Source organism: Paenalcaligenes niemegkensis, assembly GCF_022230885.1.
Classification (GTDB): Bacteria; Pseudomonadota; Gammaproteobacteria; order Burkholderiales; family Burkholderiaceae_B; genus Paenalcaligenes; species Paenalcaligenes niemegkensis.
The window spans coordinates 334,567-357,500 of record NZ_JAKGCT010000004.1 but is presented as its reverse complement, the minus strand read 5'-3'; the positions used below and the strand labels follow the sequence as shown (position 1 = coordinate 357,500).

The window sequence follows — 22,934 nt, the reverse complement described above, 5'->3', positions numbered from 1 at the left end:
AAAGGGCGTTATTTATGGCTTTCTCTGGGTTAAGGGGGCATCCTCCGGTTTACTCGCCGTCCTGAAAAAAGGATCTAGGCTAGGCCGCCGCAACAAGGCAGCAAATGCTCCCGCGCTTGAACCCGCTAAAGCCACAATCGCGTCCCTGGCGCCGCTAACGAAAATAATCAGCAGCTATCTCGACACTAAAGATATTGAGCGCGTCCGAGAAGCCTACCGTCTGGCCGACAATGCTCATCTAGGTCAATTTCGTTCTAGCGGCGAACCCTATATTACCCACCCTATTGCTGTCACTGAGATCTGTGCCGGCTGGAAACTCGATGCCGACTCGCTGGTAGCCGCACTGCTCCACGATGTGATCGAAGACCAGGATGTCTCCAAGCAAGAACTGGCCGAGAAATTCGGCACCGATGTTGCCGACATTGTGGATGGTGTCTCTAAACTAGAACGCCTTGAATTCCAGACCAAAAGCCAGCAACAAGCCGAAAGCTTCAGGAAGATGCTGCTGGCAATGTCGCGCGACGTGCGCGTCATTCTTATCAAGCTGGCCGACCGTTTGCACAATATGCGTACCCTCGAGGCTGTCAGCCCCGAAAAACGCCGCCGGGTTGCCCAGGAAACCCTGGATATCTACGCTCCCATTGCACACCGCCTGGGACTGAACGCCTTGTTTCGCGAATTGCAAGACCGGTGCTTCAAAGCCATACACCCTAACCGGTATCGCGTACTCTATAAGGCACTGATGGCCGCCAGGGGTAATCGCCGGGAAGTGCTCAGCAAAATTACCGACGCGGTCAAGATTTCATTACCTGCAGCCGGCATCGAAGCTGAGGTCAGTGGCCGAGAGAAATCGCTCTACAGCATTTTTTGTAAAATGCAGGAGCAAAAAAGTCGTTTTCAGATGTGCTTGATATCTATGGCTTCAGGGTCATCGTCCATACCTTGCCTGAATGCTATTTGGCATTAGGTACATTACATCAGCTTTATCGCCCTGTTCCAGGCAAGTTTAAAGATTACATAGCCATCCCCAAGATCAATGGCTATCAGTCGCTGCATACGACACTCATCGGGCCGTATGGCACCCCGGTCGAGTTTCAGTTTCGCACACACGAAATGGATCATGTTGCCGAAGAAGGAGTAGCGTCGCACTGGCTATACAAAGACGAAAGTGTCTCGCTCAACGAACTACAAAAGCGCACACACCATTGGTTGCAGTCCCTGCTCGACATCCAGAGCCAAACCGGCGACTCCAGCGAGTTTCTGGATCACGTCAAGGTGGATCTGTTCCCTGACGCTGTTTACGTTTACACCCCACGCGGGAAAATCATTTCCCTGCCACGCGGTGCCACTCCGGTAGACTTTGCCTACACTATTCATACCGATATCGGCAACCATGCTGTGGCGGCAAAAATCAACGGTGAATTTGCTGCTTTGCGTACAGAACTTAAAAGCGGCGATTCGGTTGAAATCGTAACCTCCCTGCTGCACGTCCTAGCGCTCAATGGCTTAATTATGTACGTACCGGACGGGCGAGGTCTGAAATTCGCCACTATCTGCGTACCGTTAAATACGAAGAGTCTGTCGCCTTTGGCCGCCGCCTGTTAAAGCAGGCTTTCGAGCCGCTTAATATTGCCTTCCCTGACGAAACCGATCCTGCCTGGGAAAAACTGGCCAAAAGCTCCGGTGCCGCTTCGCGCGACGAAATTCTTGCCGATATTGGCCTGGGCAAGCGCCTGGCAGCCGTTGTAGCCAGGCGTTTCGCCCCAGAATATTCGATGCTGGCCACCACAGCCGCTCAAGTTGACGAATTCACGTCCAACGGATCTGCGCCTATTGTTATTCATGGCAACGAAGGTCAGGCTGTACAGCTGGCTCCTTGCTGCGGTCCACTTCCGGGCGATGCCATTATTGGCGGGATACGCCTTGGTCATGGCCTGGTCGTCCACATGTCTGAGTGCGCCGTAGCTCAACGTCAGCAGGTTAAAGAGCCGGAACGCTGGATCCCGGTTGTCTGGGACAGCAATACGGCACGGCACCTGTCTACACGTCTTGACGTAACAGTGCTCAACGAGCGAGGCGTACTTGGCCGCCTGGCAGCTGCCATTAACGATGCCGACTCGAACATACTCCACCTCAGCATGCCCGACGAGGGCTCCGCTACAGGCTTGCTCCACCTTACGGTACAGGTAGATAGCCGGACCCATCTGGCTCGGGTCATACGAGCGCTAAGGCATGTTCCTCAGGTGCAAAAAATCGTACGTATCAAAGGTACGAATTAAGTCACGGCACTATAAGGGCGGTAACCACGGCGTAGGCCAACACACCCGCTAATGTGGCCACGGCAATACTGCCTTTGCTTAGCTTGCGCCCCAGCATCACGCCGCCCAGCCCCCCACGATGGGCACCACCGTTTCAAATAAACGCTCACTCCGGGTTTCTCCGGCAAGCGATACCACCAGCAGCGCAACAATAGCGGCGGGTCCGATTGCAGCCAAACCCCGGTGTAATGCGCGATTATAGGGCGTGGATTTCTTCCCTTTCTCTTGCTTTAACAACAAGGGAAGAAATCGTATTAAAAGGTGCCTGCACCCGCTATCGCGGCAATAGCAGCTAATTGGTATGTACTCATTTTTTTGTCAACGCAACAGAAGCAACGCCACCAGCCAGCATGCCGACAATAATGGCAACGTAAGCCGGTAGCCAAGCCAAAGCAATTGCAGCTGCAGCCATAGAAGTAACTAGCACCACTCTGGGTACAGCGGGCGCTATTTCCAGTAATAAGGCAAAAAACAGTGCGGGCAACACAAAGCCCAAACTTTGATCCAGCACCGCCGAGCGACCTAGCCAGTCTGCTCCAAAATAGGCTCCGATGGCGGTACCACCAACCCAAGAAAGATAAGCGCCCAGCTGCAGACCCAGATACCAACCCTCCTTCTCGTGATCAGGCTGTTGGGAAAAACGTCCAATCGCGGCCGCGAAAACCTCGTCTGTCAGACCCGCAGCCCAAAATACCAAGGGATAGCGGCGATTGACTGGTACCGCCGCTTTAAGCAAAGCCGGGCCATAAAAAAGATGTCTGAGATTCATTAGGCAGATTATGGCGACCACGCTCAGAAACCAGGTCTGCTGGGCGATAAGTGCAACCAGAATAAACTGGCTGGCACCCGCATAGATCATCAGCGAAAACAAGACAGCCATAAAAGGCGCTATATCAGCGTGAATAGCTGCCAGACCAAACGAGATGGCTACTGGAACATAACCTATGGCAATCGAAAGGCTGTCTCGCAAACCCCGAACAAAACCGGCTGTCATATCATGTCTACAATAAGGCTTATGGCTGGAATGCGCCGATAAAGATGGCCGGATCGACTCGCGTATTATTCAGGCTGACGTTCCAATGCAGATGGGGCCCTGTGGCACGGCCAGTGGCACCTACCTTGGCAATGATATCTCCGCGCTTCACTGTGTCTCCCACAGCCACGCTGCTGCTGGACAAGTGACAATACATCGTAACTAAACCTTGACCGTGATCTATGAATACGGTCTTGCCGTTAAAAAAGTAATCGGCCACGATTGTGACAACACCATTGGCGGGCGCGGCAATAGGTGTTCCGGCCGAAGCGGCAATATCCAGACCGGAATGCGCATTTCTCTCTTCACCGTTAAAAAAACGCTTCAAACCAAAGGGACTGGAGAAACGCCCTTTGACAGGGGCCTCAAACAAAACATTGCCCGGCACACCGGGAGCAAAGTTCTGATAAGCAGCAATTTGCTCGTCATACTCTCGCTTATAGCGCGCTTGCTGTGCCGCACTGGGCGTGACGTACTGTTGGTTTTTTAAGCTGATGTGCTGCTCTTTGTATTTCTTTGCTCGAACGGTGAATGCCAGCTTCTGCCCCCATGACTGGTGACAACATGCTCACCTGGCTTAGCTTTTAAATCTATTCCTACAATTGCAATCCATTGCTCATTACTGTCTTTCACTACAAGGACGGGGTTGCCAAGGTAGGTCGCAGTAGGATCCATCAGCGAGTCCGTCCCTGGCAGGGGCACCACAGCGACCCCACCCGGTACAGGGTAATCAAGTTTACGGGCGATATAGCCACTGGGCTCGGCATACGCGCCCACGCTAAGAAACATCAGCAGGCTCAAGAAAAACGTGATTATTTTACGAATCATGATGATCATCCAAAAAACCCCACTGCACCAATTCAGTCCAGTGGGGTTGAGAAGAGAACACGTTGTGCTTAGATTTCAGTGTCGTCGCCGGTTTCTATTACCCGCTGCAGAGCTGGAAGCTCATTAACGCTGAGGGAGTCTCGCAGTGCTTTAAGCGTAGCTTGTTCTTCTGCGTCTGCCCACAGTTGCTGTAGCTGCTGCGAAATGAAACCCATTAGTGCCGGATCTACCTGCCCATGCTCTTCGCCTACGACTTTCGCAATCGTGTAGCCTGTTTCGTTCTTGATGCCTACATAGGCGGGAAGAGTTTCTAGCGACAGAGCCATAATCGCATCAACTGCGTTCTTATCCAGACCTGCATTATCCAGACGATTAACTGACTGAATCTCAGTGAAGTCAGCCTCGCTCTCTGGATTTTTCTGTAGTTCGGCTAAGGTAGCTTCTCCCTCTTCCACTGCTTTCCTGGCCGCCGCCTCTTGCGTCAGCACAGCAACGATTCTACCTTTGACTTTATCGAGTTCGGGCAACTGGGACTCGTGAACCTCGGAGGCGCGCAAGGCAATCAGCTTGTCGGAAGCGAGTTCAATTACGCCTGCATTCTGACGCTGGGCAATAGACTGGGAACTGAACAGTGCCCGTCGGACACTCGCCTCGCTGAGATCCTGGGCGTCTTCGGAGGTAGCCGCTGCGCCCTCTCCTACATCGTCGGCAGCTAATACGCCTTCGCGGGACACACCTTTGGCATGACGAATCGTCAGCCCCAATGCATCCGCTGCCGCATTCAAGGAGTCAGAGTTTTCATAAACCAGATTGGTCAATTGGGTGGCCATTTCTGCAAAGCGATCAGCAGCCAACTGTTGTCGGACCTCGGCTTCAACCTCGTCTTTGATTTCAGCAAATGAAGGCCCACTTTCAGCGACATAGTCGTCGGCCTTAAAAATATGAAAACCGTCGGGGCCTTCGATGACGTCAGACACATCACCTTTAGCAAGTGCAAAAATACCGTCTTCAAGCACTGCGGGCCAGGAGCCTTTAGTGACCCAGCCTAGGCTTCCGCCGTCGCGCGAACTGCCCTTGTCATCGGACTCAGCCTGGGCGATTGCAGCGAACTCTTGGGGATCAGCCTTGACCTGCCTTTGAGTCTCACGCGCTTTAACACGGATCGCATCACGCTCTTCGTCTGAGTCACCCGCCTTTGTGGCGAATAATATATGACTAAGCTGCACACGAGCAGGAGAAACAAAGCGCGTACGATTTTGCTCGTAATACTGCTGGAGCTGCGCTTCGTCAACCGCCGGCACACTGGCAACGGCAGCAGCTTCATCAAGCAAAATGTAGTCGACATCTACGTACTGCGGCAAGCGAAGATCGTCGTGATGTCCCTCGTACCAAGCTTGTATATCTTCAGTGCTTATATTGGCGTCGTCCGCATACTTAAGCGTATTGAAATTAAGCAGCTGCACGGTACGGGTAGTGGTTAACGCATCTTCAAGCGCAGCCAGAACCTGTTTGGGTAACTGAACGGTATCGCTTACAGGCCCTAAAACACGGGATACTGAAAGTTCGGCACGTTGAGACTGCTCAAAATCTTTGACGCTAATACCTGATGACAGCAATATTTGATTGTAGCGTTCGGGGGAAAACACACCGTCGACTTGCAGTTCAGGCATGGAAGCAATCTGGTTACGAAGGGCTGCATCGGAAACACTAAAGCCTTCGCCGGTGGCGACCTGAATCAACACGCGACGATCGATTAGCGAATCGATCAAGGCACGGCGGGCTTCAGGCGTATTGACAACGGATGGGTCAAAGGCACCTTCATATTGGCGTTGCAGATTATCGAGCTGATTACGACGAGCCCGGTCAAACTCTTGTTCGGTTAACGCCGTGTCACCGATTTTAACGAGCTCATTGTCGTTGGCAGTGAAGTTGGTGTAGCTACTTACGCCAATCAATACAAATGACGGCAAAATCAAAATAAGTAGCACCACCTGCATAAAGCGTTGATGCGAACGGATAAAATTGAACATTAAACACCTACTCTCGCGTGCTTCGATGGCTTAACGGCTCGCTCTTAAACAAAAAACGGCGTTAGCACGCCACCCTCTGCAACAAACCCGATTAAGGCCTAAAATTTCAGGCAGTGTAACACTACACTTCAGTATGCGGTGCCCGCACTGCCTCTCTGGATGAGTAAAATATGGCTAATTCTACTGGAGTTTTACTCGTCTTTCATTTTTTACAATACTGTCTCATGAACCCAGTCATATCTTCCTGGAAGTACCCGGCATTAATTGCCCATCGCGGTGCCGGAAAACACGCGCCCGAAAACACCTTGGCTGCTATGCGCGAAGGCGCAAAGTGCGGCTATACAATGTTCGAATACGACGTGAAATTAAGTAAGGATGGCGTGGCCATTTTACTGCACGACGATACGCTGGACCGGACGTCGACAGGCACAGGCCTGGCCGGTGAACACACCTTGGCTGAATTGATGGAACTGGATTTCGGAAGCTGGCACAGCCCCGCATTTATTGCAGAACCCATTTTAACCTTAAATGGCGTGGCGCGATTCACCATTTCAAACAACATCCACAGCAATATCGAAATTAAGCCCACCACAGGGCGCGAAGCCGAAACCGGTGCACACATAGCCAGGCTCGCCGCGAAACTTTGGCAAGAGGCTACATTGCCCCCGCTGCTCTCGTCATTTTCAACCATTGCCCTGAAAGCTGCACGCCTGGCGGCCCCCGAGATGCCACGCGCCTGGCTCATTGACAACGAACTGCCAACCGACTGGCTTACTGTCGCAGCAGACCTTAACTGTAGCAGCATAAATTTAAATAACAAATATGCCAGCGCTGACACAGTGCGCGCTATCACTGCCGAGGGTTATGCCGTGTGCGTCTGGACGGCAAACGAGCCCGACCGCATCCGGGAATTACTCCAATGGGGGTGCCACAGTGTAATTACCGACGCCATTCATGCGGTCCCTCCTGATTTCGCACAGTAGTCTGTGCAGAGGAATATATTTTGTTCAGTTATAGACACGCTTTCCATGCCGGCAATCACGCCGACGTTTTAAAACACGCTATTTACCTGCACATACTTGATTATTATGGCCGTAAAGAAGCACCCTATACCGTCATTGATACCCATGCGGGCGCCGGTCTCTATGACCTTGATGGTGAGTGGGCACAAACCAAAGGCGAGTGCGAACAAGGCTTAGACCTGGTAATTGAAGCCGAACGGCCACCGCCGATGATTGCTCGATACCTGGAAGCCGTGGCTGAGCTCAATCCCGATGGCAATGCCCATTATTATCCTGGCTCACCCTGGTTAGCGTTAACTTCTATGCGCGCTCAAGACAGCTTTCATGGCTTCGAACTGCACCCCACTGAATTCCCTGCGTTAAACCAGAACATTTCCCAGCTCTTCGCTCGGCCTAACAGACGGGTAAAAACCCATAACGACGATGGCTTCCATGGGACTTCACGTTTTCTGCCACCAGTTTCCAGACGCGGCATTGTGATGATGGACCCCTCTTATGAAGCTAAAAGCGACTATAAAAAGGCCATAGACAGCATAGAGGCCGCATTAAAACGCTTTGCGCAATGCTGCTTCATTCTTTGGTACCCCTTGGTACAGCGTCAGGAAGTAAAAAACCTGCAACGCCAACTCGAAAAACTTCAGGTTTCGTGGCTGCAGGCCAGTTTGCAAGTCAAGGAGCCATCCAGTGATGGTTTCGGGCTACATGGAAGCTCCATGTTTATTATTAATCCACCGTGGACCCTTGCTACCGAGTTAAAAACCACCCTACCCTGGCTAAAAACCACCCTTGCACAAGATGACAAGGCCACGTTCAGGTTAAAAGAACACCAAGGCTAACCACATAAACAGTAAATCGGTTCTGAACTGGGCGCAAAAGGCTGGATGAGTGTCCAGCCCTTTGCGCCCAGTTCATCGATATCAGGAATTTTTCACGTGTATTGCCATGAGCCTTAGAAGTGCTCACCGGGCTTAAGGTAGCGCCATTTTCCTTGAGGAAGATCACCGAGCACTACATTGCCCATGCGTACTCGCTTTAAACCAATAACCTTAACGCCAACCGCTTCGCACATGCGGCGAATCTGACGCTTTTTACCTTCGCGCAGCACAATATGCAGCTGGTCGGTATTTTGCCAGCGAACCTCGGCGGGTAACAAGGGTTTGCCGTCCAGGCTTAAACCGTGGCGCAATAAAGCCAGACCGCGCTCTTCAAGATTGCCACTGACGCGCACCAGATATTCTTTATCAAGATCCGAATCTTCGCCTATAAGCTGGCGGGCAATTCGGCCATCTTGCGTCAGTACCAATAACCCTTGCGAATCAATATCCAATCGACCTGCAGGTGCCAAACCACGCAAATGTGCAGGATTAAAGCGCGGTTGTCCCGATAGGCCACCACGGTATTGAGTAGAGGCCTGAATTAAAGAAGCGGCGTTGCGGTAGCCTTTCTCAGCCTGTCCTGACACATAGCCTATAGGCTTATGAAGAATAATGGTTGCTCGTTCGGTTTGTCTCTTTTGTGCTACTTTATCCAGTACAATTTTTGCATCGGACGTTGCTTTTTGCCCTAGCTCGGCAACTTTGCCGTTTACCCGTACCCAGCCACGCTCGATAAAAGCATCCGCTTCCCGGCGTGAACACATGCCGCGTTCCGACATTAATTTAGAAATTCGTATAGTATCCATAACCGCCATTTTACGGCTTCATTGCGCAACACACTATGGAATTAATTCCCCCAACTGACTCCTCTTGGTCTACTGACTTTCTCAATGGTCTGACTGATGCTCAAAAGCACTGGTTAGTCCGGCCTAATGCGCTGACCGATGGTCTACGCACTTTAGGTGAACTGCACCTGGAAGTTCTTGACGAATATGAAGCGGCATCTGATTCCAGCGAAAGCTGGATGGTTGGCTCACCCTCGTCTCCATGCCGGCTCTGGGTTCGGGAAATTGTCATGAGTCTGAATGATATTCCTGCTGTCGCAGCACGCAGCCTGTGCCCTCTACCTGCGTCGCAGGGCGAATGGGCCCGAATTCGGGGGCTATCCAGCCGCCCACTTGCTGATTTGCTATATTCAGACTCTCGTGTAACCCGTTCTAATTTTTTCCATGTAGATGCCAGCAAAAGTAGCCATTTAACCCGACTTTGCCATACCGCATTCGATATTGCTTCCGTCCCTGAAGGTGAGTATTTGGTTCGTGCATCCCGTTTTCTACGTGGTGGCGAGCCCTTGATCGTTATGGAGTGTTTTGCGCCTGCATTTTGGGATCATTTCGTGTAAGAACGGCTGCTAATCTGCCCCGGCCCCACATAGTTGTAAACCGGGTGTAACGGTAGTACTTATGGGTTAAAAAGTTTACTTCCGTTAGTTGCATTATTTAAATGATGAGCAGTCTGCTTTTTCTTTCTTGCAGACACTGCTCTTTCGGCAGCTTAGATCATGGGTAGATAACCCGGATTCTCTTGTAGCGGAAAGCTATCGCTAATGCTCGCAATATCGTCAGCACTTAACTGCAGCGACAGCGCCTGTGCGTTATCCAGTGTATGCTCGGACCTGGCTGATTTAGGAATAGCCAGTACATGATCATGACGGCACAAATACGCCAAGGCAACCTGGCGGATGCTAACTTCGTGATGGTAAGCAATTTCGGCTAAGGCTTCGCCTTCTGAACTCCCCTCCCAGGGAAACTGATCATGGCCAAAGGGGCTATACGCCACTATCTTAATCTCATTTCTAGCGCACCACGGTATGATCTCGTGCTCGATGCTGCGTTCTTCAAGATGATACAAGACCTGGTTACAGGCGATACGTCCTGGACCTGCTATGGCCAGGGCTTCCTCAAGGTCTGAGACATCGAAATTGCTTACCCCCAGGTTCTGATCTTTCCGGTCTGGCACAGGTGTTCCAAGGCATCTATGGTTTCAAGCAAGGGAATGGAGCCACGCCAATGCAGCAGATAGGAATCGAGGTAGTCAGTGCCCAGACGCTGCAAGCTGGCATTGCAGGCAGCAAGAGTTGCCTCGTAACTGGCATTGGAAGGCAGCACCTTGGACACAAGAAAAACATCGGAACGCCGCCCCCTTATCGCCTCGCCAACCATCAGTTCAGCCTCGCCATCTCCGTACATTTCTGCTGTGTCAATGTGGCTTAAGCCTGCGTCTATGCCCTGCTGTAGCGCGTAGATGGCTTCCCTTTTATCGGCGGCATCAATATACCAGGAACCCTGCCCTATCATTGAAACCGGTTTTTCATAATCCAGGAAATAGCGTGCGTTCATGATGGCTCCTGATTACAAGGCCGAACGGCCAATTTCGCCCGTCCGGATCCGTATAACCTGCTCTACGTTAGTGACAAAAATCTTGCCATCACCGATCTTTCCAGTGTGAGCAGCGTTGACAATAGCTTCGATGATGCAGTCACAGCGTTCGGCAGGCACCACCACGTCGACACGAATTTTAGGTAGAAAATCAACCACATACTCGGCACCACGATAGAGTTCAGTATGGCCTTTTTGACGCCCAAATCCTTTAACCTCAGTAACGGTTAAACCATTGACGTCCAGTTCGCCTAATACCTCGCGTACCTCGTCCAGTTTGAATGGTTTGATAATTGCTGTAATTTGTTTCATTGTTTTTACGGTAAGAAAAAAGGTATGGCAAGGCGCGCGTACAAAAAACGTCAGGCACGCAAATCCTGTTTTGCATCGGCTTGGGTACTGGCTGCGGTTTTATCCTGAGCCGGGAATTTCTCAAACTCAGGGACATGAGACAACTGAGCCGGGTAGCCAAAAGCTGATTGTAAATCGCTTCCCGATGGCGCCTGATATAAGCGCAGTCCCATTTCTGGCAATATCGATAGAAAGTGATCGAAAATGTCTCCCTGGACTTGTTCGTAATTGACCCATGCCGTGTCGTCGCTAAAACAGTAGATTTCAATTGGTATGCCATCAGAGCCAGGTTCCATCATGCGAACCATCATCAACATATCTTGATGCACGCCTTTTTTCTGTTGCAGGTATCGCATGGCATAAGCCCGGAAGGTTCCTATGTTGCTCAAGCGGCGCAGATTGACCGGGTCGATGGCCGGGTCACGAAGCTCGCGATTGCTTTCGTCCAGTTCATTCTGTTTTTCATCGAGGTAATCGTGCAGCAAGGCAAAGCGCCGCAACCCGTCTATTTCAGCCTCTGTCAGAAAGCGCACTGACGACGCATCAATACGCAAGGTACGCTTGATACGCCTGCCGCCGGACTCAAACATATGGCGCCAGTTTCTATAGCTTTCAGAAAACAGCTTATAGGTAGGAACCGTAGTCACGGTTTTATCAAAGTTCTGAATCTTGACCGTATGCAGGGCGATATCAATAACAAAGCCATCTGCATTGGCCTGCGGCATTTCTACCCAATCACCGATACGCAGCATATCGTTACTACCAATCTGGGCACTTGCCACCATGGACAGCAAGGTGTCTTTAAAGACCAGCAGCAATACTGCTGAGATCGCCCCCAGTCCGGAAAGCATCAGAAAGGGGGATCGGTCGAACATCAGTGAAATCGCCACAACCAGCGCCAGTGCCCAGACACAGCCTCGAGCCACTTCAACATAGCTCTTGATCGATCGGGTACGGCCTCTCGAACTCAGCGCATAGATATCCTGAAGGCTGGACAGCAATGCGCTTAATGTAAGCACCACATAGAGCAAGGCAACAACAGCCAGAAGACGTCCTATGCCCTCAGCCAGTTCGGAGCCAAGTGGCAACAAGCCTAAATTGGCCGCAATTACGAACAGCGGTACAGCGTTACTTATATAATGGATCACCTTGTGCTTTTTCAGCGGTTCCACCCAGTGTGGTTTCCCCCGGCCACCAGCGTACGCCGGATCACGCCGCTGAATCCGTACGAGACCAGCCAGCTAGTCAGGCGATAAAGCACCGCCAGCACTAAGACACCAGCCACAATCTGCATCCAGACCTCGGGCAAATATCGTACGAACAGGTTGGTGTCGATCCAGTCGCCCAAAAAAGTATTGTTATCCATTTTCTTCTATCAATGCTGCGTTCGCTGCCATTTTAGCCGTGATTTCGACGTCGCACTTGCTATTAGGTTGAGAACAACCGTCTAATATAGCTTAAATATAGATTGAGCCGTGCGCTGCTCAATGCCACTAATCTCTATTCATTATCTTTATGTCCAACAACTCCAACACTGCCAGTCAAGATCAATTTGCCAATAAATCCCAAGCATGGTCGGCCCGTTTTTCAGAGCCTGTCTCTGACCTGGTAAAGCGCTACACCGCCTCGGTAAGCTTTGACAAGCGTCTGGCCCTCTATGACATTCAGGGATCCTTGGCCCACGCCGCGATGCTCGCTACTGTAGGGGTGATCACTGATGCCGACCTGGCTGACATCCGGCGTGGCATGGATCAAGTCATAGTCGAAATTCAGAACGAGCAGTTCGAATGGTTATTAGACTTGGAAGATGTACATCTAAATATCGAAAAGCGCCTGGTGGAACTTATTGGTGATGCCGGCAAGCGCCTGCACACCGGACGCTCTCGCAATGATCAGGTTGCCACCGATATCCGCTTGTGGCTGCGGGCTGAAATCGATACGGCTATTGACCTGCTCAATCAGTTGCGTCGCGCCCTGGCTACCTTAGCCCTTGAGCACGCCGCCACCATCATGCCCGGCTTTACTCATCTGCAGGTCGCCCAGCCCGTCACTTTCGGGCATCACCTGCTTGCCTACGCTGAAATGTTCGGACGCGACGCCGAGCGCCTGGTCGACTGTCGCAAGCGTGTTAACCGCTTGCCTCTGGGCGCAGCCGCCCTGGCAGGAACCAGCTTCCCCATCGATCGCGAACAGGTGGCAACGCTGCTTGGTTTTGACGACGTGTGCCGTAATTCGCTGGATGCCGTCTCCGACCGCGACTTCGCCATCGAATTCTGCGCAGCCTCTGCTCTCATCATGACGCATATTTCGCGCCTGTCCGAAGAGCTGGTGCTATGGGTAAGCCCACGTATTGGCTTCATCGATATCGCCGACCGTTTTTGCACTGGCAGCTCGATCATGCCACAAAAGAAAAATCCCGATGTACCTGAACTAGCCCGCGGGAAAACCGGGCGCGTCAACGGCCACCTTATCGCGCTGCTTACCTTAATGAAGGGTCAGCCACTGGCCTATAACAAAGACAATCAGGAAGACAAGGAAGGCTTGTTTGATGCCGCTGATACCATCCGCGATACCCTGACTATTTTTGTCGATATGGTTTCAGGAATTACCGTCAAGGCCGATGCCATGCGTGAAGCCGCACTGCAAGGCTTTGCCACTGCTACTGATCTTGCCGACTACCTGGTCAAGAAAGGCTTGCCGTTTCGCGATGCACACGAAACCGTGGCCCTTGCCGTACGACGCTGCGAAGAAAAAGGATGTGATCTGGCTGATTTAAGCCTTTCTGAACTACAGGCCTTCCACGCGTCTATCGAGGACGATATTTTCGCTGTACTGACCCTTGAGGGGTCGGTAAGCGCGCGCAAGCACATAGGTGGCACCGCCCCCGAACGCGTACGTATAGAAGCACAACGCATTCTTGACACGCCTTAATAGTCCGCATAGACAGTAACAGCCAAAAAGCGGCTTCAGGTCACGCTGACTGAAGCCGCTTTTTCATTGGAACATAGCGCTAGCTAGGATTGCTTCTCAGGCCTCGCATGCATCAAATACGGCTATTGATTCTACATGGCCAGTATGCGGAAACATATTAATGACACCAGCACTTGAAAGCCTGTAGGCACCTGGGCTTACCAGTACGCCAGCATCGCGGGCCAGGCTGGCAGGGTTGCACGACACATACACAATGCGTTTGGGCCGCTCGGCAGGTGTGAGTTCAACCAACGCTTTGGCCACCGCAAATGCGCCATCACGGGGTGGATCAATCAGGATACGATCAAAGTAACCCAGCTCGCGCAGCCAGTTCACGTCAACTTCAAACAGGTTAAGCGTGCCAAAACTCGCCTTGTCTTGCAAGCCATGAGCCAACGCCGCTTCACCGGCACGTTCAGTCAGGCTCGCGCTACCTTCTATGCCCACTACTGTCGCTGCTGTTCTGGCAATCGGCAAACTGAAGTTTCCGAGTCCGCAGAACAAATCGGCCACACGCTCTCCGGCCTGAACCGCGAGCAATGTCAGGGCACGCTGAATAAGTGCCCGATTAATGTCGGGATTCACCTGGGTAAAATCGGCTGGCTTGAAGGGCATGCGCAAGCCATACTCTGGCAAGTCATAATAAAGACGGTCGGCATCCTCGCGATTAAGCGGGTGCATGGTTTCGGGCCCTTTAGGCTGCAGCCACCAGATCACTGAATGCGCTTCGGCAAATCGGTGCAGAGCTGCGATGTCATCGGATGTCAACGGATTCAAGTGCCGCAATACAAGCGCGGTACAGTCCTCGCCCACGGCGACTTCAATTTGAGGAATACGGTCGGGCGTGGACAGCCCTTCAATCAGGCCACGCAATGGAGTCAGTAGCGCCGACACGTGAGGCGGCAGTATCAGGCACTCGTGCATGTCGGCCACATAGCGGCTGCTGCGTTCCCTGAAACCCACCAGCATGCCGCCTTTTTTATTTACCAGGCGCGCAGAAAAACGTGCCCTGTACCTATAGCCCCAGTATGGGCCATGCATGGCTGGCAATATCGTTTGCGCTTTCACCCCGCCGATATGATGCAACGCATCTTCAAGCACGCGCTGTTTTACGGCCACCTGAGCGCCTGGCTGCAGGTGCTGCATCACGCACCCGCCACAGAGCTCGAAGCTAGGACAGGGAGGCTCTAGCCGCTGCGTAGAACGGGTTACCAGCCTCACTACACGAGCCTTGTCGTAAGAGGCTTTACTTCGCACGGTTTCCACAAGGGCAGTCTCACCTGGAAGCACTCGATCCACAAAAACAACTTTGCCTTCGTGATGGCCGACTCCACGCCCTTCGATATCGAGAGATTCAATTTCAAGTAAATATGTCATTGTTAAACCATTGCTTAGGAAATCCAGCCGTGCAGCACTACCAGGCACAGCTATTGGCACAGCGCCGCAAAACAAAAAGAAAGTCGCTAAGTTTAGCAAGGGACAGCCGCTGCCGTCTAAATGAAAGAGAATAAAAAATGCGCCGCAAGGAGCTAATCCTGGCGACGCATTCAGAACGTTGCTTAAGGCTCGCAGGCCTGCCCGAGTCTACGCTAGCGTTCTGGCAAATAAGAAAGCGGGTTCACTGGCGTACCACGGCGGCGCACTTCAAAATGCAGGCGCGGCGACGTCGTGTCGGTTTGCCCCAACGCTGCAATACGCTGGCCTTTCTTGACTTCATCGCCCGTTTTCACTGACAGCGAATCGTTATGCGCATAAGCAGTGATAAAACCGTTGCTGTGCCCGAGCAAAATCAGGTTACCAAGGCCTCTAACGCCATTTCCGGCATACATAACCTTGCCGTCGGCCGCTGCATTAATGGCATCGCCCACCGCGCCTGCAAGATCAATGCCTTTGGTGTTGGCATTAAAGCTCTGGATGACTTTGCCGCTTGCGGGCCAACCCCAGGAAATCAGGCTGGCATCACTTGCGCGTGGTGCACTGGTAGGCTGTTCGCTCTGCACAGGAGTCAGTGGTTCGGGAGTGGCAGGGGTCGTTGAGACTAGCGGGGGAATAACCGCTACAGTCGGACCGGCGGGGCTTTCGCTACCGTCCAGAGTCAGGCTCTGTCCAACCCGTAACTGTGACGGATCAGTGATATTGTTGATGCTGATTAACGTCGCCACGCTCATGTTGTGCATTTGCGCAATTTTATAGAGCGTATCGCCGGATTGCACCACATAGCTGCCCTGAGCTGCAGAAGCCGATGTGGGAGCACCGGACGTACCATCAACAATAGGTGCGTGGTCGGTGCGGCTGGCGCAGCCCACCAACAGCACAGCTACGGCAGCAACGCTGGCTAATAAAGGACGAAATCTAAAATCGCGAGCAGCTGGTGACAACGATTTGCCTAAATGCTGCATAGGGCTCTCCTGAGAATCTTAAATCTGAGTACCGGGTCGTAATGGAACAAAGCGCACCGCATCCAGCTCTTCGCGATGCCACGACGCTGTGCCTGTACGCTCTATTAATATTAATCGTTGCGTTGTCGAACCTTCGGGCGCGATTAAACGGCCACCCACCACCAGTTGTTCAAGCAACGCCTTGGGAATTGTAATACCTGCTGCTGCAACAATAATTGCCTCGAACGGAGCGATATGCGGTAAGCCTTCCATGCCATCGGCATGACTGAGCCTGACTCGGCTGGAAAGCCGAAGTTCGCGCATTTTTTTGCTGGCCAGATCATAAAGCCCCTGGATACGTTCTATTGCGTAGACCTCGCTTGCCAATTGAGCCAACACGGCAGCCTGGTATCCGCAACCTGCTCCAACTTCGAGAACCTTGGCCGGAACCTGACGCTGACACAGCATGGAAATCATACGCGCCACTACCCACGGTTGCGAAATCGTTTGCCCATGACCTATGGGTAAGGCATCGTCTTCGTAAGCCCTGCTGGCCAGCCCTTCGTCAATGAACACATGACGTGGAACGGCCATCATCGCTTGCAGCACACGCTCGTCGTCTATACCCTGACGACGTAAACGCTCGATCATCATGCCACGCGAACGCTCGGAATTCAAACCTAAATTAACGCTTCTTAACGTTGTCTCCGCCGCGGACGCCTGCTCTGGCTTAAGTTTGCCAGGCTGCACAACGCGGGCATTGCTGTTTGAAGTCGTCAAGCCGCTTCCCAGCCGGGAACGGCCAAATCGATTGGTAGTACCGTCAGTCCAGCTAAAACGATTATTTGTACGCTTCATCATGATTAATCCAGCTATGCAGTCGGCTAATATCGTCATAACTCGTCAAGTCAAAACGCAGTGGCGTTACCGATACAGCCCGTTCGCTTAAAGCCCCAAAATCGGTATCACTGGCTGCATCCTGAACCTTGCCTACAGGACCAATCCAATAAATGGGATCGCCGGAGGGGTTGCGCTTTTTATGACAGGTTCGGACGGATGTCTTTTACCGAGCCGGGTCACTCGTGTCCCGGTTATGCAATCGTACGGTATATTCGGAATATTAACATTCAGTAATGTACCAGCGGCTAAAGGTTGACTGGCATATCGCTCGACAATGTCTCGTGCGACTTGTGCAGCCGTCTCCAAATGCTGCCACCCTTTTTCTACCAGCGAAAATGCAATGGCAGGAATTCCGAACAAATGACCTTCCATAGCGGCGGCCACAGTACCAGAGTAAAGGGTGTCGTCCCCCATGTTGGCGCCGTTGTTGATACCTGAAACAATCAGGTCAGGCCTGAAATCAAGCAACCCTGTCAAGGCTATGTGGACGCAATCAGACGGAGTGCCATTGACGTAATAAAATCCGTTAGGTGCCTGCCGGACAAATAGCGGCCGATTCAGCGTTAACGAGTTGGATGATGCGCTACAGTTAGTTTCTGGAGCAATCACGGTTAGCTCACCCAGGCCCTCCAAGGCTGCGTGCAGGGCTTCGACTCCCTCTGCGTTATAACCATCATCGTTAGAAACTAGAATTTTCATTTATAAACCAAATAATTATCAAAATGCAGCCCAATTGTACCTGTATGCTTTGTTGTTTTGAACGCAAATAGGTAGAATCGCGACTCTTGCCTTCGGAGCCGTCATGGTCAGTTCACTTTTCGCTATAGCAATCATCGCCGTCATCGTAGCTGGCGCATCATATGTGTTGGGTTCCATCCCGTTTGCCGTCATTGTCAGCAAGCTCATGGGCCTTGACGACCCTCGCAGCTTCGGATCCAAAAACCCCGGTGCGACCAATGTCTTGCGCAGCGGAAACAAGAAGGCGGCGGCGCTCACACTGCTCGGTGATACCTTGAAAGGCGTGGTGGCTGTCAGCCTGACAAAAGTAGCCGTTACGCACTGGGGGCTGGATCCCGCTCTTTCAGGCCTCTCGGCACTGAGCGTGTTTTTAGGACATGTATATCCCTTTACGCTTCACTTCAAGGGCGGCAAGGGCGTCGCCACAGCACTGGGGGCGTTGTTGGCCTTACAGCCCATACTGGGCGTGGCCACCGCCCTGACATGGGCCATCGTCTTTTACCTTGGCCGTTATTCATCGCTTTCGGCTATTGTCGCGGCGGTGTTTACTCCTATCTATTATATATTCGGAGCCAATGCCATTTGGCCCTTGAACCCAGGAACAGCCCTGTGCCTGGTCTTGATAAGCATCATTTTACTACTTCGACACCGGGCCAATATCAGTCGTTTGCTACAGGGCAAAGAGTCCAAAGTCGGCGCCAAAAAAAATAAGGCCGCTGTCCGTCTTCAAGCTCTAAATCGCTAAAGCTACGAGATCTCGTGTAAATCCCATCGTGGCCGGACAGTAAAGCTGGGGTTTTTCAGCTGGACCGGCAACAAACCGGCCCGGGCTCTTAAGGCTGCAGCGAAGGCAATCATTGCACCGTTGTCAGTACACAGTTCTATAGGCGGGAAGAATACCTTCGCCCCCAAGGCAGACGCCTCACTGAGCAGATGTTCTCGTAAAGGGATGTTGGCTCCAACACCTCCGGCCACCACCAAACGTTTTAAGCCCGTTTGCTTAAGGGCCCGTATGGCCTTGGTGGCCAGCACATCGACAATGGCCGCTTCGGTGCCTGCCGCCAGATCAGCCAGGCTTTGTTGAGAAACGGTTCCCTGCTCGGCCTGCAGGGCACGTAATTTGGTTAATACGGCTGTTTTCAAGCCGCTAAAACTAAAGTCCAGGTCTTTGCTGTGCTTCATGGGCCTGGGCAACACGATGGCCCCTGGTGTACCAGACTGTGCCATCTTCGACAGAGCCGGACCGCCTGGGTAACCCAAACCCATTAGCTTCGCACTTTTATCAAAGGCTTCGCCAGCGGCGTCATCAAGCGTTTCGCCGAGCAGCTCGTACTGGCCTACTCCGTCAACACGCATGATTTGCGTATGTCCTCCAGATACCAGCAAGGCCACAAAAGGAAACTCGGGCGCCGGTGTATCAAGCAGAGGCGAGAGCAGATGGCCTTCAAGATGATGAATGGGAATGGCGGGCAAATCGAGCGCCCAGGCGATAGAGCGAGCCACGCTGGCCCCGACCAGCAAGGCACCTGCCAGCCCTGGCCCCGCCGTGAACGCCACGGCATCGACATCGGACAAAGCCATCCCTGCCTCGGCGAGCACCTGTTTTGTCAAGGGTAATACACGACGGATATGGTCGCGGGAGGCGAGTTCGGGGACCACGCCTCCATATTCCTGGTGCATGGCAATTTGACTGTGTAATGCGTGCGCAATTAGCCCGCGCTCAGTGCAAACCACAGCCACTCCGGTTTCGTCGCACGAGCTTTCATAACCAATAATAATCATGCCCACAGTTTAACGCGAAAGGCTGGTTCAGGCATGGCTTCCGTAACGACGATTAGAGCAGTGATGTAGCAGGGCTGTATCGTTGATCCCGAAGGCCACCCTCATTTCAAGACAGATGTCACAAGGAGAATTTCACTGATGGCTACTTCACTGTAAAGGTAATAGAATCCCATCTACATTTTAAGAGCTGCACCCTCTTAAGCCCTACAACAACACATCCAGGGGAGCCTTATGTTTGAGCGATTTTTCAAGCTAAGCGAGCACGGTACCGATGTAAAGACCGAGATTTTGGCGGGTTTCACCACCTTCCTGACCATGTCCTATATTATTTTCGTCAACCCGGACATTCTGTCCACCACAGGTATGGATCGTGACGCTATTTTTGTGGCCACCTGCCTGGCTGCAGTAGTAGGCACCTTTGTCATGGCCTTCGTAGCGAATTGGCCCATTGGCATGGCTCCGGGCATGGGGCTAAACGCCTTTTTTGCCTTTACCGTCGTCGCAGCCATGGGCTACACATGGCAACAGGCCCTGGGTGCGGTCTTTATCTCTGGTGTGATATTTTTGATCTTGACCGTCTCAGGCGTGCGCAGCTGGATCGTGCAAGGGATTCCCCGGTCGTTACAATCTGCTATTGCCGCGGGTATCGGCCTGTTTCTGGGCCTTATCGCCTTGACCAGCAGCCAGATCGTGGTCTCCAATCCCGCCACCAACGTGGGGCTGGGCGACTTGACTTCACATCAGGCCCTATACGCCATTCTCGGCTTTTTAATTATCGCCTCCCTGGATGCACTAAGAGTGCGTGGCGCCATTTTAATCGGCATCCTGGTCGTTACGCTGCTGTCTATCTTCATTGGGCACTCAGAGTTTCAAGGCATCGTATCCATGCCTCCCAGCTTGGCACCCACCTTCCTGCAGCTAGACATCATGGGTGCGTTGAGCATGGGTCTGGCTCATGTCATTTTGGTTCTGGTATTGGTCGAAGTGTTCGATGCGACCGGCACCATGATCGGTGTGGCCAAACGGGCGAAGCTTATTGAAGAAGGCAAACCCAATCGTTTAGGCCGCGCCTTGTTCGCTGACAGCACCGCCATCGTAACTGGTTCCCTGATCGGTACTAGCAGCACCACTGCTTACGTAGAAAGCGCTTCGGGGGTTCAGGCCGGAGGCCGTACCGGACTTACCGCCCTCACGATTGGAATATTTTTCCTACTGGCTTTGTTCTTCTCACCCCTGGCAGGCGTGGTGCCCAGCTATGCAACAGCGCCTGCCCTGCTCTATGTTGCCGGTTTGATGCTGCGTGAGGTCTCTGAGATCGAATGGGCAGACGTTACCGAAGCCGCCCCTGCTGCCCTCACAGCCTTGGCTATGCCGTTTACCTACTCTATCGCTAACGGCCTCGCTTTTGGCTTCATCAGTTATGTCGCCATTAAGCTCATAACTGGCCGCTTCCGTGATCTACATCCTGCTACTGTCATCGTCGCCCTACTATTCGTTGCCAAGTACGCATTCGAATAAGGCAAGACTCTCAAAACGCGTTACACTAGAAACGCGATACAGTTAAAAACCCAAGCGGCTTTATTAAGCCGCTTTTTTTCATCGGGGACTCACCAAATGAGCACAATCGACCTAACTGAAGGCACATTTCAAGCGGCTGTAGAAGGTGATAAACCTCTTATCATCGACTTCTGGGCTCCGTGGTGCGGACCGTGCCGTCAATTTGCACCTACCTTTGAAAGCGTAGCTGCCAAGCACGACGACATTAGTTTTGCCAAAGTAAATACCGAAGAAGAGGAAGAGCTATCCTCAGCCCTGCGCATCCGCTCTATTCCTACCATTATGGTATTTCGTGAAAAAGTTCTGCTGTTCTCACACTCTGGCGCCTTGTCCGAATCACAGCTGGAAGAGCTGGTGGAGCAGGTAAAAGGTGTGGATATGGAACAGGTGCACGCTGAAATTGCCGCCGAACAAAGCAAAAGCTCACCCGAAGCCTAGCCCAAGCGTCAGCGGCATGCTGGCAAAGCTACCACATAAAGTCGTCCGGGATCTGAAACGCCGCATACGGATCATTCTCATCGGTATTGGTATCGGTGTCGGTCTTATTTACCCGGACGACGACCGAAGGATCACGCTCGGCAATTTTGTCTGCGACTATTCTGGGCACTAGTTCGGTCGCGCTGCCAAGACGGATAATCACGAGTCGCCCCGCGATTAAATGTGCCTGGACTGCAGCCGACACATACAGCCGTTCGATCGTCTTACCGTGGGCAAAATTGTAAGCGATGTCGCCAGCGCCCTTACTCTGGCGACTCTGCTGTACCATCTGGGCAATTTGAGCAGCAATCGCCTTTTGGTTGGCGGCTGCAACACGCTGAGCATTGAGCTCACGAGTCCGCTCGAGATTCTTTTGTTGCGTTTCGAGCGCGGCCAACCTCGCCTCATTAGTACTTTGCGTGCCGGTTCGGCGCTCGACCTTCTTCTGCTTGCTCTTATCCTGCTTGGCCCGTTTGGCTTTATTTTTGTCGACCAGACCCGCTTTCAAAAGCTGCTCTTGCAACGATACCATATAGGTTACTCCGTAATTCGTTTATTCGGGGCGCCACTGCCACAGCAGATCAAGGGGCTGAGTGATGATCTGTACGACATCAAGTCGCAGCAGTGGTGCGGCCTGCTTATGGGCTATCCGGATCAAAAAACCGGACTTGTCCACGCGTCAAATTGGTGAAGCTGGTGCGTAAATCATCAGCCTGGCTCGAAGGTACTATGATGCGCCACACAACCCCTTCTATACCAAACTCCTCGTCGGCCACGCGCCCTTGAAACTGCACCAGACGCGAGCGTAACAGGTCAATATCGGTGTAGGGGCAGTGGCAACGAATTTCGGTTTCATCAACGAGTTCGCTTTTATCAGCTAGCCGAAGGCATTGTGCCGCCACGCCCCCATATGCGCGGATTAACCCACCCGTCCCTAGCTTGACACCGCCAAACCAACGGATCACCAGCACAACGACCTGATCACACTCTTGACCATCAATGGCCTGCATGATCGGACGTCCGGCTGTGCCACCAGGTTCGCCATCATCGTTAAAACGATAATTATCGAGCACGCGATACGCCCAACAATTGTGGGTCGCATCGGGCTCGCTATACTGCGCGACAAAGTCCAGAGCCGTGCTGGCATCCTGCGCCGGACCCGCCAGCGCAAGAAACCGGCTACGCTTGATATCCTCTTCGTACTGGGTGAATCCGTTTAAGGTGTAACGCATAGACT

Annotated in this window: 20 protein-coding genes and 4 pseudogenes; 8 read left to right on the top strand and 16 right to left on the bottom strand. The window is 52.4% G+C overall.

The genetic code is table 11. The features are described 5' to 3' along the window. Nucleotides 1–10: 10 nt before the first annotated feature. Nucleotides 11–2,279: pseudogene (locus L1889_RS05645) on the top strand (RelA/SpoT family protein). A 96-nt stretch (nucleotides 2,280–2,375) separates the two neighbouring features. On the opposite strand, the gene L1889_RS05640 reads toward L1889_RS05645, so the two are convergent. The 4 genes and pseudogenes from L1889_RS05640 to L1889_RS05625 all read right to left on the bottom strand — a co-directional run bounded on the left by L1889_RS05640 (nucleotide 2,376) and on the right by L1889_RS05625 (nucleotide 6,209). After that, nucleotides 2,376–2,558: a hypothetical protein gene (locus L1889_RS05640; RefSeq protein ID WP_238664308.1), complete on the bottom strand. Its 183-nt coding sequence runs from the start codon at nucleotides 2,556–2,558 to the stop codon at nucleotides 2,376–2,378. A gap of 67 nt (nucleotides 2,559–2,625) precedes the next feature. Then, nucleotides 2,626–3,312, bottom strand: coding sequence for an AzlC family ABC transporter permease (locus L1889_RS05635; RefSeq protein WP_238664307.1), 687 nt, complete (start codon nucleotides 3,310–3,312; stop codon nucleotides 2,626–2,628). 19 nt (nucleotides 3,313–3,331) lie between these two features. Then, nucleotides 3,332–4,179, bottom strand: a pseudogene (locus L1889_RS05630) (peptidoglycan DD-metalloendopeptidase family protein). 68 nt (nucleotides 4,180–4,247) lie between these two features. Further along, nucleotides 4,248–6,209: a SurA N-terminal domain-containing protein gene (locus tag L1889_RS05625; protein WP_238664306.1), complete on the bottom strand. Its 1,962-nt coding sequence runs from the start codon at nucleotides 6,207–6,209 to the stop codon at nucleotides 4,248–4,250. A 224-nt stretch (nucleotides 6,210–6,433) separates the two neighbouring features. Between L1889_RS05625 and ugpQ the strand changes: the two genes are divergently transcribed. Further along, nucleotides 6,434–7,192: a glycerophosphodiester phosphodiesterase gene (gene ugpQ, locus L1889_RS05620; RefSeq protein ID WP_238664305.1), complete on the top strand. Its 759-nt coding sequence runs from the start codon at nucleotides 6,434–6,436 to the stop codon at nucleotides 7,190–7,192. Nucleotides 7,193–7,212: 20 nt separating this feature from the next. After that, nucleotides 7,213–8,067: a 23S rRNA (adenine(2030)-N(6))-methyltransferase RlmJ gene (locus L1889_RS05615; protein ID WP_238664304.1), complete on the top strand. Its 855-nt coding sequence runs from the start codon at nucleotides 7,213–7,215 to the stop codon at nucleotides 8,065–8,067. A gap of 113 nt (nucleotides 8,068–8,180) precedes the next feature. Here L1889_RS05615 and L1889_RS05610 read toward each other — a convergent pair whose 3' ends face one another. Next, complete coding sequence (locus L1889_RS05610; protein WP_238665864.1) at nucleotides 8,181–8,912, bottom strand: pseudouridine synthase; 732 nt, start codon at nucleotides 8,910–8,912, stop codon at nucleotides 8,181–8,183. Between the two features lie 35 nt (nucleotides 8,913–8,947). Here L1889_RS05610 and L1889_RS05605 point away from each other — a divergent pair, with 35 nt between their 5' ends. Continuing rightward, complete coding sequence (locus L1889_RS05605) at nucleotides 8,948–9,508, top strand: chorismate--pyruvate lyase family protein (RefSeq protein ID WP_238664303.1); 561 nt, start codon at nucleotides 8,948–8,950, stop codon at nucleotides 9,506–9,508. 152 nt (nucleotides 9,509–9,660) lie between these two features. On the opposite strand, the pseudogene L1889_RS05600 reads toward L1889_RS05605, so the two are convergent. From L1889_RS05600 to L1889_RS05585, 4 genes and pseudogenes are all read right to left on the bottom strand, one after another. Continuing rightward, nucleotides 9,661–10,463 (bottom strand): annotated as a pseudogene (locus L1889_RS05600) (aldo/keto reductase). 54 nt (nucleotides 10,464–10,517) lie between these two features. Further along, nucleotides 10,518–10,856 carry a P-II family nitrogen regulator gene (locus L1889_RS05595; protein WP_238664302.1) on the bottom strand — a complete coding sequence of 113 codons (339 nt, stop codon included), beginning with the start codon at nucleotides 10,854–10,856 and terminating at the stop codon, nucleotides 10,518–10,520. A gap of 50 nt (nucleotides 10,857–10,906) precedes the next feature. Beyond that, nucleotides 10,907–12,043 (bottom strand): mechanosensitive ion channel family protein, encoded by a 1,137-nt coding sequence (locus L1889_RS05590; protein ID WP_238664301.1) that lies wholly within the window; start codon nucleotides 12,041–12,043, stop codon nucleotides 10,907–10,909. Between the two features lie 11 nt (nucleotides 12,044–12,054). After that, nucleotides 12,055–12,261: a hypothetical protein gene (locus L1889_RS05585; protein ID WP_238664300.1), complete on the bottom strand. Its 207-nt coding sequence runs from the start codon at nucleotides 12,259–12,261 to the stop codon at nucleotides 12,055–12,057. A gap of 149 nt (nucleotides 12,262–12,410) precedes the next feature. On the opposite strand from L1889_RS05585, the gene argH reads away from it, so the two are divergent. Continuing rightward, on the top strand, nucleotides 12,411–13,826 hold the full coding sequence (gene argH / locus L1889_RS05580) for an argininosuccinate lyase (RefSeq protein WP_238664299.1): 1,416 nt from the start codon (nucleotides 12,411–12,413) through the stop codon (nucleotides 13,824–13,826). 96 nt (nucleotides 13,827–13,922) lie between these two features. Here the strand turns inward: argH and rlmD are convergent, their stop codons facing one another. The 4 genes and pseudogenes from rlmD to surE form a co-directional block, all read right to left on the bottom strand. Beyond that, nucleotides 13,923–15,242: a 23S rRNA (uracil(1939)-C(5))-methyltransferase RlmD gene (gene rlmD, locus L1889_RS05575; protein ID WP_238664298.1), complete on the bottom strand. Its 1,320-nt coding sequence runs from the start codon at nucleotides 15,240–15,242 to the stop codon at nucleotides 13,923–13,925. 212 nt (nucleotides 15,243–15,454) lie between these two features. Beyond that, on the bottom strand, nucleotides 15,455–16,264 hold the full coding sequence (locus L1889_RS05570; protein WP_238664297.1) for a peptidoglycan DD-metalloendopeptidase family protein: 810 nt from the start codon (nucleotides 16,262–16,264) through the stop codon (nucleotides 15,455–15,457). An 18-nt stretch (nucleotides 16,265–16,282) separates the two neighbouring features. Next, the gene (locus L1889_RS05565) at nucleotides 16,283–17,101 is read right to left on the bottom strand and encodes a protein-L-isoaspartate(D-aspartate) O-methyltransferase (RefSeq protein ID WP_238665863.1); all 819 of its coding nucleotides are present in this window, start codon (nucleotides 17,099–17,101) and stop codon (nucleotides 16,283–16,285) included. Continuing rightward, nucleotides 17,085–17,842: pseudogene (surE, locus tag L1889_RS05560) on the bottom strand (5'/3'-nucleotidase SurE). Before surE ends, L1889_RS05565 begins: the two are co-directional and overlap by 17 nt. 103 nt (nucleotides 17,843–17,945) lie before the next feature. Here surE and plsY point away from each other — a divergent pair. After that, nucleotides 17,946–18,626: a glycerol-3-phosphate 1-O-acyltransferase PlsY gene (gene plsY / locus L1889_RS05555; RefSeq protein WP_238664296.1), complete on the top strand. Its 681-nt coding sequence runs from the start codon at nucleotides 17,946–17,948 to the stop codon at nucleotides 18,624–18,626. A gap of 2 nt (nucleotides 18,627–18,628) precedes the next feature. On the opposite strand, the gene tsaD is transcribed toward plsY, so the two are convergent. Then, nucleotides 18,629–19,663: a tRNA (adenosine(37)-N6)-threonylcarbamoyltransferase complex transferase subunit TsaD gene (tsaD, locus tag L1889_RS05550; protein WP_238664295.1), complete on the bottom strand. Its 1,035-nt coding sequence runs from the start codon at nucleotides 19,661–19,663 to the stop codon at nucleotides 18,629–18,631. Between the two features lie 231 nt (nucleotides 19,664–19,894). Here tsaD and L1889_RS05545 point away from each other — a divergent pair, with 231 nt between their 5' ends. Further along, complete coding sequence (locus tag L1889_RS05545; protein ID WP_238664294.1) at nucleotides 19,895–21,181, top strand: NCS2 family permease; 1,287 nt, start codon at nucleotides 19,895–19,897, stop codon at nucleotides 21,179–21,181. 96 nt (nucleotides 21,182–21,277) lie between these two features. Next, on the top strand, nucleotides 21,278–21,658 hold the full coding sequence (gene trxA / locus L1889_RS05540) for a thioredoxin (protein WP_238664293.1): 381 nt from the start codon (nucleotides 21,278–21,280) through the stop codon (nucleotides 21,656–21,658). A gap of 28 nt (nucleotides 21,659–21,686) precedes the next feature. Here trxA and L1889_RS05535 read toward each other — a convergent pair whose 3' ends face one another. Both L1889_RS05535 and L1889_RS05530 read right to left on the bottom strand, forming a co-directional pair. Continuing rightward, on the bottom strand, nucleotides 21,687–22,229 hold the full coding sequence (locus L1889_RS05535) for a DUF2058 domain-containing protein (protein WP_238664292.1): 543 nt from the start codon (nucleotides 22,227–22,229) through the stop codon (nucleotides 21,687–21,689). 106 nt (nucleotides 22,230–22,335) lie between these two features. Further along, nucleotides 22,336–22,929 carry an IMPACT family protein gene (locus L1889_RS05530; protein WP_238664291.1) on the bottom strand — a complete coding sequence of 198 codons (594 nt, stop codon included), beginning with the start codon at nucleotides 22,927–22,929 and terminating at the stop codon, nucleotides 22,336–22,338. Between the last annotated feature and the right edge of the window lie 5 nt (nucleotides 22,930–22,934).